At 42.4% G+C, this 12,136-nt stretch carries 12 protein-coding genes; 6 read left to right on the top strand and 6 right to left on the bottom strand.

Annotated elements, in window-relative coordinates:
• Positions 1 to 24 precede the first annotated feature (24 nt).
• Positions 25 to 489, top strand: a complete 465-nt coding sequence (locus FKX85_RS07620) for a MaoC family dehydratase (protein WP_141614164.1) — start codon at positions 25 to 27, stop codon at positions 487 to 489.
• A 176-nt stretch (positions 490 to 665) separates the two neighbouring features.
• Here FKX85_RS07620 and FKX85_RS07615 read toward each other — a convergent pair whose 3' ends face one another.
• From FKX85_RS07615 to FKX85_RS07605, 3 genes are all read right to left on the bottom strand, one after another.
• On the bottom strand, positions 666 to 3,098 hold the full coding sequence (locus FKX85_RS07615; protein WP_141614163.1) for an outer membrane beta-barrel protein: 2,433 nt from the start codon (positions 3,096 to 3,098) through the stop codon (positions 666 to 668).
• 318 nt (positions 3,099 to 3,416) lie between these two features.
• Positions 3,417 to 4,022: a superoxide dismutase gene (locus FKX85_RS07610; RefSeq protein ID WP_141614162.1), complete on the bottom strand. Its 606-nt coding sequence runs from the start codon at positions 4,020 to 4,022 to the stop codon at positions 3,417 to 3,419.
• Between the two features lie 109 nt (positions 4,023 to 4,131).
• Positions 4,132 to 4,575 (bottom strand): nucleoside deaminase, encoded by a 444-nt coding sequence (locus tag FKX85_RS07605; protein ID WP_141614161.1) that lies wholly within the window; start codon positions 4,573 to 4,575, stop codon positions 4,132 to 4,134.
• Positions 4,576 to 4,586: 11 nt separating this feature from the next.
• Between FKX85_RS07605 and FKX85_RS21435 the strand changes: the two genes are divergently transcribed.
• The 3 genes from FKX85_RS21435 (at position 4,587) to FKX85_RS21880 (ending at position 5,777) form a co-directional block, all read left to right on the top strand.
• Positions 4,587 to 4,748: a hypothetical protein gene (locus FKX85_RS21435; RefSeq protein WP_168196234.1), complete on the top strand. Its 162-nt coding sequence runs from the start codon at positions 4,587 to 4,589 to the stop codon at positions 4,746 to 4,748.
• 119 nt (positions 4,749 to 4,867) lie between these two features.
• Positions 4,868 to 5,176 (top strand): nucleotidyltransferase family protein, encoded by a 309-nt coding sequence (locus FKX85_RS07600; RefSeq protein ID WP_141614160.1) that lies wholly within the window; start codon positions 4,868 to 4,870, stop codon positions 5,174 to 5,176.
• Between the two features lie 283 nt (positions 5,177 to 5,459).
• Positions 5,460 to 5,777 carry a HepT-like ribonuclease domain-containing protein gene (locus FKX85_RS21880; protein WP_394345010.1) on the top strand — a complete coding sequence of 106 codons (318 nt, stop codon included), beginning with the start codon at positions 5,460 to 5,462 and terminating at the stop codon, positions 5,775 to 5,777.
• A gap of 410 nt (positions 5,778 to 6,187) precedes the next feature.
• On the opposite strand, the gene FKX85_RS07590 is transcribed toward FKX85_RS21880, so the two are convergent.
• Entirely contained in the window at positions 6,188 to 7,318 is a 1,131-nt protein-coding gene (locus FKX85_RS07590) for a hypothetical protein (protein ID WP_141614159.1), read from the bottom strand.
• Between the two features lie 349 nt (positions 7,319 to 7,667).
• Here FKX85_RS07590 and FKX85_RS07585 point away from each other — a divergent pair, with 349 nt between their 5' ends.
• Positions 7,668 to 8,867, top strand: a complete 1,200-nt coding sequence (locus FKX85_RS07585; protein ID WP_141614158.1) for a Na/Pi symporter — start codon at positions 7,668 to 7,670, stop codon at positions 8,865 to 8,867.
• Between the two features lie 372 nt (positions 8,868 to 9,239).
• Complete coding sequence (locus FKX85_RS07580; RefSeq protein ID WP_141614157.1) at positions 9,240 to 10,202, top strand: alpha/beta fold hydrolase; 963 nt, start codon at positions 9,240 to 9,242, stop codon at positions 10,200 to 10,202.
• Here the strand turns inward: FKX85_RS07580 and deoC are convergent.
• Positions 10,195 to 10,872: a deoxyribose-phosphate aldolase gene (gene deoC, locus FKX85_RS07575; protein ID WP_141614156.1), complete on the bottom strand. Its 678-nt coding sequence runs from the start codon at positions 10,870 to 10,872 to the stop codon at positions 10,195 to 10,197. The genes FKX85_RS07580 and deoC overlap by 8 nt on opposite strands.
• Positions 10,869 to 12,083, bottom strand: a complete 1,215-nt coding sequence (locus FKX85_RS07570) for an NAD(P)-dependent oxidoreductase (protein WP_141614155.1) — start codon at positions 12,081 to 12,083, stop codon at positions 10,869 to 10,871. Before FKX85_RS07570 ends, deoC begins: the two co-directional genes overlap by 4 nt.
• Positions 12,084 to 12,136 lie beyond the last annotated feature (53 nt).

Raw genomic sequence — 12,136 nt, 5'->3', positions numbered from 1 at the left:
CTTTTCAATTCATTAACTTATTTCATGAGCCAATTAGTCATTAACAGTTTCGAGGAGTTCGAAAAACACATCGGTCAGAGCCTGGGATCCTCTGAATACCACAGAATCACACAGGATCAAATCAATAAATTTGCAGATGCTACGCTCGACCATCAGTGGATTCATACCGATCCGGCAAAAGCCAAAGCAGAAGGGGCTTTTGGCAATACCATCGCACATGGCTACCTCACACTCTCCCTTGTCCCCTTCCTGTGGGAGCAAATAGTAAAGGTTAACAACCTCAAAATGCTGGTCAATTATGGTATCGAATCCTTGCGCTTTGCACAACCTGTATTGGTGGACAGTGAAGTAAGGCTCCACGCTTCCATGGCTAATATTACCAACCTAAGAGGCACCGTAAAAACAGAAATGAGCATCAAACTTGAGATCAAAGACCAAAAGAAACCTGCTTTTACAGGAAAATTGATCTTCCTTTATCACTTCAAATAAGTCTTACCGGAGAGTACCACGCTTACAATTTTCAATTAAATTGTGTCAACCTATTTCAGAGCACGACCCTGTCTGCCCTTATCTAAACAGCATTAATTTTAGGTTTAAGGCCGGAAACAAAAAATAGCCTCCACCTGGAGGCTACCTTTTATACTAAATCAAATCAACCGCTTAGTTTAGTCCAACCGATTTCGCTCTTCAGCGCTACCGCTTCTGTTGGACACTTTGAATTTTTCACCTTTGGAGAAATTCCACCGGAAAGTCACTCTTACAGCTTGTTGGCTATTGTATTGACGGATATCTGTATTGATATCTCCGAAATTGACCACACCTTTAATGCCCCTGGTCCTGAAAATGTCCTGACCATTTACCGTCAGACTGAACTTATCGTCCTTGAAGGTTTTGGTGATCCCTGCATCTACCCAACCAAACCCATTCAATTCTAACTGTCCTTCGAGAAACGGACTGAGGTACATAGCCACTAGCTCTACCTTAAATCCTTTTGGAAGGGTTATATTGTGCTGGGTTCTTGCCATATAAGAAAACTGGCTGACATCTAAGAAGTCATCTCCCAACTGTGACTGGAAAGATTTATAATAAAGATGGAGCATATTACTAGTACTGTACCACTCCGCAATCTCTACAGGCACCAGCATCCTTAGGCTAAAATCTTCCGACTTATCGAAATTTTGCACTTGAAGGGTCGTTTCCTTCGTCTCATCGTTTTGAATCATTACTTGATCGATGGAATTGGCAGTTCTTGAATAAGCCAAGGTAAACTGGTATGCCTGCTTAAACACATGGCTCATCTCAATGTTGTTGGCATATTGAGGCTTCAGGTTTGGATTCCCTTGCTCGGTCGTCAGTGGATCGATGTAAAATACAAACGGATTTAGCGAGCGGTAATTGGGACGGGTAATCCTTCGGTTGACATTATAGGTGATGGAATAATTATCAGAAACCTTTTGCTGCAAAAACATGCTTGGAAACAGATTCAGGTAATTTTGCTTATTTATTTGATTTAGCGTCACAGAGTTTCCCGTGATGTCAGAATATTCCAACCTAAGCCCCGCTTGGAAGTCTAGTTTTTTGCCCAGTGGTGATTTCACAGAGGCATAAGCTGCCAGGACATTCTCGTTATAGATAAAGTGGTTACTGTTCTGATCCGGCTCAAAAGGCCCCTCTTCTACGCTTTTTGAGATATCCAGCATATTATCGGATTCTACCCAACTGCCCTTTACGCCCGTCTCCAGCTTCACCTTTTCGCCTATCGGTTTGGTAAAATCCGCTTTGGCCGTAAAAATAGTATAAGCCATGTCATTGTCCGTTCTGATCCTGTCCATAGTACCCGCTTCGGTTGCTTCATTGACCCAATAATTATTGGTAAGCAGGCTAAGGCTTCCCCCATCCACGACCGTGTAATCCACGTCTGCTGAAAGTTTTGTACCCAAGGTATCAAGGTTACCTACGTAGTGAAAATTGGTGAAAAACCTCCTATTGTCTGATTCGCTGTCATTGAGTGCCTGAAGATGATTGATGTCTCCATTATCTGGGCTGGAAATATCAGTAAGAGAGTTTCCGTCATCCTTTCCATTATAGTCTGAAGCCTGAAAGTTAAATCCTACTGAATGCTTCTTACTCATCTGGTAATCTGCTCCTCCGGTAAGAAACAAGTTTTCCCCTCCTAGTTTCAACAGCGCGTCTTGATCAAACACTGCCGTACCGTTCTCCTCTTTAAATCTCCTAAGGATTTGCAGGTCAATATCCCGCACCCAAGTATTATAGTTTAAGCTTACATTGGTAGTCCATTTACCACGCTTGAGGTTTAAGCTCCCCCCCGCAAATGGCGCATGGCGACCATTATAGTAATTGCCCGCTTGGAGACTGCCATTCATCCCATTATAATCGTTCTTTTTAAGCTTGATATTGAGTACGCCAGCAGCTCCTTCTGCGTCGTACTTGGCGGGCGGGTTATTGATCACCTCAATGCTTTTTATATTATCGGCTGGCATGGCCCTTAGAAAATTAGCCAAATCCTTTGCACTCATATAGGTTTGACGATCATCGATCAGGACGATCACGCCAGTCCGGCCATTCAGGTTAATATTACCATCTGCGTCGACATAGACCCCGGGAGACCTGCCTACCACATCGAGTGCCGTACTGCCTTCTGCCATGACGGTACCCTCGACATTTACAATGGTCCGATCCGCTTCTATCGTCACCTCAGGTCGGCTGCTTCGGACTTCCACAGCATCCAGTGAGGTAGCTTCTTCCTCCACTTTTACGGTCCCAAAATCCTTTTCCATACCTTCCTCTAAGACAAAAGGCTCAGATCGGTAGGTTTTATACCCAATGGATGAAATGCTGAGGACCACGCGGCCTGTCTTGGAAGTACTGATCGAAAAAGCACCTTTTTCATCAGATACAGCACCCACGACCATCCGCTCAGCTCCCTCTTCCAACACGGAAACGTTGGCAAAGGGCAAGACTGCCCCTTCGGCATCCTCCACTCTTCCTTTTAGCTCACTGCTCTGCCTGGCCACTGTATGGCCAGTCGCCAACAAGAAGAAAAACAGTACGGTACATATTTGGTAAGATATTTTCATAGTTTTCTAAATTTCAATGCTATGACCTATCTTTAGAAAAACAGTGCCAGATGAAAATGTATTTTTTAAATAATTGATTATCAGTGTTTTAAAAAATTAGCAGACAAAAAAAGTGTACATTTACGTACAGTATGATCGTTCATTTACAAACAGTCTGTCCATTGTGTCAACCTGAGCTTCTATGTTAAAACCCCGTTTTTTTTATCAACTTATATAAATCGAACTGAGGTTATCAGATTTCCTACCTCAAAAAAAATCCCCGACTCGCATCAGCGAATCGGGGATCTTTCTCAGTTAATTTTATGTTGGCTGCACTGCCTATTTGGCGGCAGCATATCTTTTGCTCACCTCTTCCCAGTTTACTACATTCCAAAAAGCAGAAATATAGTCAGGTCTTCTGTTTTGGTAGTTTAGGTAGTATGCGTGCTCCCACACATCTAATCCAAGAATCGGAGTGCCTGGGCATTCGGCAATATCCATCAGTGGATTGTCCTGATTTGGCGAGGAGCATACACACAGCTCTTTGCTTTTATCAACACACAGCCAAGCCCAACCTGAACCAAACCTGGTAGCAGCAGCTTTATTGAATTCTTCTTTGAACGCATCAAAAGATCCAAACTTCGCATCGATAGCAGAGGCCAAATCTCCTGAAGGCTGACCTCCACCGTTTGGTGAAAGGATCGTCCAGAAAAGTGAGTGGTTATAGTGTCCTCCACCATTATTTCTTACCGCTCCATTAGAACCGGCTACTTTCATCAATTCCTCAAGGCTTTTACCTTCCAAGTCAGTCCCCGCAACAGCATCGTTCAACTTAGTCACATAACCATTGTGGTGTTTTCCATAGTGGATTTCCATTGTCTTAGCATCGATATTTGGTTCCAATGCATTGTAGTCATACGGTAGTTTTGGTAATTCAAAAGCCATTGTTTATAAAATTTTATGGTTAAACATTAAAATAATTCTTCTCTTCTAAAATCATGTACTACACAAACCAAGATAACTCAAAAAGAGTTCTCTAAAGCCTATAAATATGCTATTTTCTCAGTTGTTTGAAGAAGGAATCTAACAACTGTTTGGCTTCTGCTTCCATAATCCCTTGACTGATCTTGGTTTTTGGATGTAAAAGCCCTTCTTTGATGTTAGAATATCCTCTTCTAGGATCAAAAGCTGCAAAATGGATGCCACCGAGCTGAGCCCAAAAGCTGGCACCAGCACACATCACGCAGGGCTCCAATGTGACATATAGTTCACACTCTGTGAGGTATTTTGCCCCTAGTGAATCCGATGCTGCTGTGATAGCCAGGATTTCAGCATGAGCCGTCACATCAGTGAGCTTCTCTGTCTGGTTATAAGCCCTTGCTATTACCCTGTTTCTGCATACCATCACCGCCCCAACTGGAATTTCACCTTCTTCAAAAGCCATCTTGGCCTCCTTTAAGGCTTCATTCATAAAATACTCCGGTGTGTACAAATCCATATTCGCTGATTTTGGAAAATGAAGTTAAGGTAAATTTAGCGGGAGACAAAGCCCTTTTACACATCCAAATGCAAGAATTTAAAAATGAGGTTAAAAAAAATGGCTGTCTCATAGATGTTCGTCATTCTGGAGCTAATGAGAGCAAAGTCGAACCATTTGGTGGAGGATCTTAGGTTGTTGAGTTATTCTTTAATTTTAATTGATAATGTGCATTCTTTTTTGGTTATAACGAGTTTTACACCATTAAGCAGGGCATGGGTACTATTCGAAATTTCATGTAATCTTTGAAATTATGATTGAATTGATTCAAAATAAACTTGATGAAATAATAACAGCGTGTAAGCAACATCACGTTGAGGCCATTTCTCTATTTGGATCAGCTGCAAAAAATGCCATGCATGAAGACAGCGATATCGATCTGCTTGTTGAGTTTTCTGATGATATTGATGTTTTGGAATATGCCGACAACTACTTTTCGTTGTTAGATCAGCTTCAAGAAATTTTAAATAGAAAAGTAGATCTTTTGTCTAGCAAATCGCTTAAGAACCCAGTTCTAAAAAAAGAAGTTTATCAGTCAAAAGTAGATTTGTATGCTGCATAAACTACTCAAGTACATTTTAACCTCAGTTCGATTATAAAACCGTCACTGCGAGCCTGTCTGCTCCAGGCAGGCTTGCCTGGTGCCAAACAGGCTTGTCTGGTGCCAAACAGAGCTTAGAGGAAGATTTGAGGGGAGGAAGCCGCGGCAGCTCGCAACGTAGGAAAAAACCGTCATCGCGAACGAAGTGAAGCGATCCCGTATCTGAAAACGAGATTGCCGCGTCGCAAGCTCCTCGCAATGACGTTTTTGATGCTAATTATGAGTCGAACTCAGGTTTTTAGATATTGAAAGTGTTATTGAGGAAATCGAATTTATTAAGCAGAAAACTCAAAACAACTTCAACAATTTTTCTGAAGAGATCATTTTGCAGCGGGCAGTTGAGCGGGATTTAGAAATTATCGGAGAAGCGATACAGAAAATGATTGAGATCGATCCTAACATCAAAATCACAGTTTCTAAAAACATTATTGGATTAATCCTGCTTTGTCAAATTAAGAAAGTACCTCAAAGAGATCCCTCGTTCCTCGGGATGACAGCGTCTTTTGTCCCCGATATCCACCGGGGCAGGCTATTCCGACGAAGGAGGAATCTCCTAAAATAACCGTAACATGACAAAGCAGGAATAAGAAATATATTTCACATGCTTTGGGCTCAGTTGAACCTGAAATGTTGTGGGGAATAATTCAAAACAACATTCCTGTTTTAGCTGATGAAATTCGAAATTTAAAAGAGGCATAATCCGATTTTTATTTTCCAACTGCCTCCATAATTTATAGATCAGCATTAATTATAGGTTGTCTCGTCCTGAAATAGCTTGACCGTTATTCTGGAATATAAAATTATAGAGATAGCGCATAGGTATAAAAAAGGCCTGCAGTGCTGCAAGCCTTTCCGTGGTGTATACCGGAATCGCAATCTTTTATAAATGCAACGAAAGCGTATTGCGCTTACTTCGTTCCACTTTTGATGACAGATTCTCTATCTATGGGACAGCCTAAACTGAGCTCTCCTTTAAAACAACAAATCGAATATTTCATTTCGCACCCCTTCATTAATAATCAGGGCCAGTATCAGGGAAACAATCAAACCGATAGCTGCCTTAAACATATCATTCCTTGCCAGCATATAGGCACGTACCAAACGGGCTTTTCGCTTCTTAAGCTTTTTGGACTTGGCCAAGGCAATGGCAATCTCTCGGCCTCCCAAAAGGCCAATGAAAACCCAAGTAGTACTCATGGGCATTTTGCTGTACATCTTAAAATAAAACAACAAGATACAGTACACAAAATCCACAATAGTCGCCGCCCTTACGTCGGTAACTTGCGTTTTTTCATTCACAATCCCCTGAATACGATCTCCTTTAAAATAGAACAAAAAGCCCATTCCAAAAAAGATAAATCCAGCATAGGCAATGAACTCATATATATTCAGCACCCTTGGCAAAAACACTGCAATGTTAGCGGCATCCTGCATCAGCCATAGTGACCACAGCGCACCGGAAGTAATCCATTGGAGAACATACCAATAATTTTTGGTTTTCCCTTTCAGGTAACTGGTCACAAATTTCTCCAATACAAACCATACCACTATGGCAATAACAAATGCCAATACATAACCAATCAAACTTTTCTGAACCACACCTGCTATCGTGCCTGCCTTATAGGTAAATACGTTCAATAGCAAAAATGTGGTAGAAACGGGCATTCTTAGCCTAGTCATGACCATCAAGACGATCGGTGCTGCCAACTGTAAAAACACAAATTCCTCTGGAGCCTTGTCCAGTCCCTTTACATAGAGCCGCTGATAACTCACATCACCACCATAGGTCACCCAACTGTAAACAGCCGTGGCTACGAAAATCCCTCCCATAAACAACCACAGCCAATACCATTTACGGCGTTGGTTGGAAGCGATAAATGTTCCGATGGTCTGGATACTGTCGTTTCCGATTGCCGAATATGCTGCAAGTGAAAACCCAAACCACATGGCGGCGTACGTGTACTGGGTGATAAAGCCGGCGATGGAAACCAGGATACACAAAACAATCAAAAAGGACTTCTCCTTCTTTGTAAAATCAAAAAGTGAATAGGCCGCTTTAGATAAAGCATCCTGATTAATGTTCTGATCTTTTAATTTAGCCATAGATTTTTTTTTGGCGATTAACTGAGAGGATTTTTTTTACTCGGTCACAAAGTTAAATAACTTTATAGGAGTTATATATTATGAAATTGTTAACATAACATCACTGATCTGCAAAAAAACTTAACATACTACAATATGTTTCAAAAAAATTTGGGAGCAAAATATTTCCGTAAAAATTCACCTATAACAAGAATAAAATATTGCCCTAGGATTTCAAGATTTTGATTTTTTAGGGTATTGTTAACATAAGCTTCATATTAAATACAAAATTATCTAAGGTTATTCGCCTTATTTTGTGAATTACCCTAAATTAGGCCTTTATTTTACTAAGAAGAGGACTCATTGCTAAATGGCAGAATTGACCCAAAAGAAGGAATACAATCATTGGTGGATCATGGCAGTGCAAATGTTATTTGCACTGATTCTATTCATGACCTCCATCGATCTTTTGACGGTCTCTCTCCTGAACATGAACAATGAAGTCGCCAATGAGATCTTCCTGGCCACCAATAACCCGTTTGTTGGCCTGTTCATTGGTTTATTAATGACCGCACTGATCCAGTCCAGTAGCACTGTCACGGCCATGGTAGTGGCTGTAGTGGCCTCGGGAAGCCTCTCCATCATGCAGGCAGTCCCCATCGTTATGGGAGCAAATATAGGCACCACTCTCACCTCCACCCTGGTTTCCTTCACTTATATCATGAAGAAAAGTGAATTCCGCAAGGCTATTTCCACCGGGGTACTCCATGACCTGTTCAATATCATCACTGTCATCATACTTTTACCTCTGGAATATTATTTTGGCTTCCTCAGCAAAGTAGCCGCTTTTGTTTCCAGCTCCCTGCTTTCGGTCACCGATGGGATAGATGAAGACTACACCTACAATATCATCTTTACCCGGTCATTGAGCAACCTGATCATCGATTGGATAAAAATCCCGATCCTCGCACTTGTTACCAGTGTTATCATACTCTTTCTGTCCATCAAAATCCTGTCCTCTTCGGTTTACAAAACCTTTATCTCCCCGAGCTTTAAGGAGGTCAGCAAACACATCTTTAAATACCCTTATCGGTCATTTGCCTATGGGGTGTTTTTTACTGCTGCTGTCCAATCCAGTACTGTGACCACCTCCCTACTGGTGCCTGCGGTGGCTACCAAAAAAGTATCCTTAAACAAGGTCTTTCCATTTATCATCGGTGCCAATATCGGCACCACCATCACCGCGGCCATCGCGGCCATTTATAAAACCGAAGCCGCCATCGCTATTGCCATCGTCCACTTTCTGTTCAATTTTATTGGAGCTTTGGTATTTCTGCCTTTCCCTGTCTTAAGGAACATTCCGGTAAAACTCGCCATCCATTTCGGAAAAAATGCTGCCAAGAAAAAAGTCATTGGCGTAGCTTATATTCTTTTGACTTTCTTCATCATTCCATTTATCCTGATCTATCTCAATAAAGATGATGATACTCGAAACCTAGATATGGAAAAGGGAAAAGTAGAGATCCAGGCAACCACTCCCCCGAAATCTACGTATGAAAAGCTCAATTAATCATTTTTGAATGCCATGAGGCATTTATATAAACCCTTCAAATAACCATTCTAGGAAAAGAACTGCTTTTACAGGACTCATCCTGCTGTTTCTTGGAATTATTAATGTAACTCCCGCCAAGAAACGTACTCTGGGTATGTCCAATCCGTCAATATCCAAGAATATCAAGGTAAAAAGTTTACATTCAGTGCTCTTACCAAGTACACTTCAAACAACCTCGTGATAGGTTTTGCAGCTTGTTATGACGATCAAGGAAATTTCCTGGAAAATCACCTGGGTGATGAGCCCGCTCCAATGGAAGAAAATGAATGAAAAGAATTAACACTTTCTGGGAAAATCCATAAAAAAGGCACCAGGCTTTTAGTTGGGGTAATGTGCCAAGGTAAGGGGGAATACTATTTAGACAACTTACAACTCACCATCAAAGGCAAAGAAAATGCCCCCACCTTGGTTAATGGAACTTTCGAGGATCTCGACAGTGGTCTTTCCGCCTTTATGAGCCTAAATAAAGAGGACAGTGTTGCCCTAGCTAAAGAACAAAACCAAGAAAATAACCACATTTTAAGACTCATCGTAAATGGTGGAAGTACCGCCATAGGAAGCAATAACAAAGTCGGGAAACAGGTAGAGGCAAATGGTGTAAACCTCTATTATGAAACCTATGGAGAAGGAGAGCCATTGTTGCTATTGCATGGTGCTGACATGTCGATAGCGAGTTTTTCCAGCATTATTCCCATATTGGCGAAGCACTATAAGATCATCGCACTGGATACAAGGGGACATGGGCAGTCCACTGAAGACGGTAAGAAGTTGACTTATGAGCTATACGCTGAGGATGTCAATGCCTTTTTGGATGACCTTGGACTGAAAGCAGTCAATGTGCTTGGATGGAGTGATGGTGGAAACACCGCCTTGATACTCGCCATGGACTATCCTGACAAAGTCAACTGCCTGGCAGCCATGTCCGCAGTACTGTACAATGATAATACCGCTGTAGATACCAAAATCAATAAAACACTAAAAAAACAAATCAAGGAGTTAGAAAGCCGCACACAAAACGAAAGGGAAGAATTCTCCTTACGTGTCAAAAAAAGCTTACGATCAGAACCGAATATTTCTCCCTCCTCCTTATCGAAAGTCAGCTGTCCCACATTGATCATGGCAGGCGAACATGATTATGTCAAGGAAGCACATACCAGATTGATTGCCGAAAACATCCCTGATGCCACATTGAATATCGTTGATGGTGCTGGTCATAATGCCCCAGCAGAGATTCCGCAGCGATTTTCCGAGATGGTGATCAACTTCTTTAAGGAAAGGACAGAGTTTAGCTAACACTCCCGCCCTTTAGGGAAAGCCATTCCTCCATGATCTGTACACCCGTGCTGGTACCGATCCTATCGGCTCCTGCCTGTACAAAAGCCTTTGCCTGATCAAGTGTCTTAATGCCCCCACTGGCCTTGATGCCCACTTGATCAGGCAATACCTCCCGCATCACCTTCACATCTTCTAGCCGTGCACCGGACGGAGCAAATCCCGTCGAGGTCTTGACAATGTCCACACCGGCATCGGTACAGATCTTACAGGCTTGAACCAATTCATCACGATCGAGATAAGCCGTTTCCACAATGACCTTTAGTATCTTTCCTGCATCATGGCAGACGGATGAAAGTTTGGCCAACTCTATTTTGGGCCAGTTCATCCCAGATTTAAATGCACTCAGCGACCAGACCACATCTATCTCATCTGCCCCGTTCTCAATGGCTTTATTGGTTTCGAAGACCTTGGTTTCGGTCATCTGATGGCCCAGTGGGAATCCCACCACCGTTATTGTCCGAACCGCTGTATCCTGTAGCTCCCTTTTTACCTTTTTCACCCAAAAAGGTGGTATGCAAACACCTACAAATCGGTACTTCTGGGCATCTTCTATCAGCTGATTTACCTGATGATCGGTGAGGACAGGGCTTAACTGTGTATGCTCTAAAAAGGTATTGATGGGAATCATGAGTCTTCGGTACTTTCACGGACAAAATTCTCCAAATATTCAAAGTAAGTGGTCAGCTGGCCAGCTTTGGCAATGGTCGCTTTCTCTATGATCGGATTTCCTTCTTCCAATAAAGCGGGAATAACCGTTTCCATCAGCTGTCTTCCAAAGTCCTCCGAAGCATCCCGGGGCAGCTCACAGGGCAAATTATCAATGGCCATGACCGAAATACTCAGCTGTTCGCCAAAAGCCGGCAACACCTCAAATGATAGTCTGTCCACATCATACACCGGATCATCAATCGTGCAGGGCTTCACGGTAGTCGGCACGGAACCATCAATATCACAGGTAATATCTGCAATGACGGACAGATTAAAGTCTTCACTCGCCACATCTCTCTTTTCAAAAAGCTTAGGGGCTTTGGGATCCCAGAATGCCGAGGCAAAAAGTATATCACTTACTTCTGCATATTTAAGAAAGTGGCTTTCATACTTTTCTGGCTGGCTGTAAAACTCTGCTTTATCATACCCCCCATCGGTCTTGCGCCGGTTATAATCCTCCATGGCCAATTGCGCAAAAACAGGCTCATCGTAATAATTCTGCAAGAGTTCTTTCGGACTGACTTCCCTAATACCGGCTACTTCTAAGATTTCTTTTACCCCATTCCCCACACGGCCATTACCCGTTATGATCATTTTGATCGGTGGGAGCTGGATACTCTTCACCTCTTCATGAAGCTCCTTCAGGTCAAAACAGTCTTTGGCACGCTTCAGGTCAAAAAGCCCCGTCTTTTTCCCATAGGTCCACAAGCCATTGTAACCTCCAACTATTCCTGCCCATTTTCCAAAAGCCACTATACGCTCATTGTCATCCCTCAATACCTCGTAGTCGATCAGACGGATTCCCTTCTCCAATATGACTTGCAGAAGTTCCCGGTTATAGGGCTGCGCTTTGATAGTATGGGAAAAGAAAAAATATGTCTTATTGCTTATGAGCGAGGGAATCGGCACTTCCTTGATCCCCATCAGCACCTCGCAGTCCGACACATCATCTACCACATCTATTCCTGCTTCCTCATACTCTTCATCCTTAAAGGCCCGGATATCGCTTTTTTCCACTACAAAAAATGCCCGACCTGCATAAGCTTCATTCATTGCCTTCAACTGCCTTGGGCTGAATGCCACTCGTCTGTCGGTAGGTACTTTACCTTCTTTGATCAAACCAATTTTCATAATAGCATATATTTATGGATATTTGCAGCACCATTTTATAGGTATATCATTTA

The organism is Echinicola soli (assembly GCF_006575665.1).
Taxonomy (GTDB): Bacteria; Bacteroidota; Bacteroidia; order Cytophagales; family Cyclobacteriaceae; genus Echinicola; species Echinicola soli.
Note: the sequence above shows the minus strand (reverse complement) of the source record. Positions and strands in the feature narration are given on the sequence as shown.

What these genes read in the sequence shown, in the direction of transcription:
- FKX85_RS07590 (WP_141614159.1), bottom strand. Translation starts at nt 7,318, where the DNA reads ATGGCTAAATTAAAAGATCAGAACATTAATCAGGATGCTTTATCTAAA.
- FKX85_RS07600 (WP_141614160.1), top strand. Translation starts at nt 4,868, where the DNA reads ATGATTGAATTGATTCAAAATAAACTTGATGAAATAATAACAGCGTGT.
- FKX85_RS07605 (WP_141614161.1), bottom strand. Translation starts at nt 4,575, where the DNA reads ATGGATTTGTACACACCGGAGTATTTTATGAATGAAGCCTTAAAGGAG.
- FKX85_RS07585 (WP_141614158.1), top strand. Translation starts at nt 7,668, where the DNA reads ATGGCAGAATTGACCCAAAAGAAGGAATACAATCATTGGTGGATCATG.
- FKX85_RS07620 (WP_141614164.1), top strand. Translation starts at nt 25, where the DNA reads ATGAGCCAATTAGTCATTAACAGTTTCGAGGAGTTCGAAAAACACATC.
- FKX85_RS07610 (WP_141614162.1), bottom strand. Translation starts at nt 4,022, where the DNA reads ATGGCTTTTGAATTACCAAAACTACCGTATGACTACAATGCATTGGAA.
- FKX85_RS07615 (WP_141614163.1), bottom strand. Translation starts at nt 3,098, where the DNA reads ATGAAAATATCTTACCAAATATGTACCGTACTGTTTTTCTTCTTGTTG.
- FKX85_RS07570 (WP_141614155.1), bottom strand. Translation starts at nt 12,083, where the DNA reads ATGAAAATTGGTTTGATCAAAGAAGGTAAAGTACCTACCGACAGACGA.
- FKX85_RS07580 (WP_141614157.1), top strand. Translation starts at nt 9,240, where the DNA reads ATGTGCCAAGGTAAGGGGGAATACTATTTAGACAACTTACAACTCACC.
- deoC (WP_141614156.1), bottom strand. Translation starts at nt 10,872, where the DNA reads ATGATTCCCATCAATACCTTTTTAGAGCATACACAGTTAAGCCCTGTC.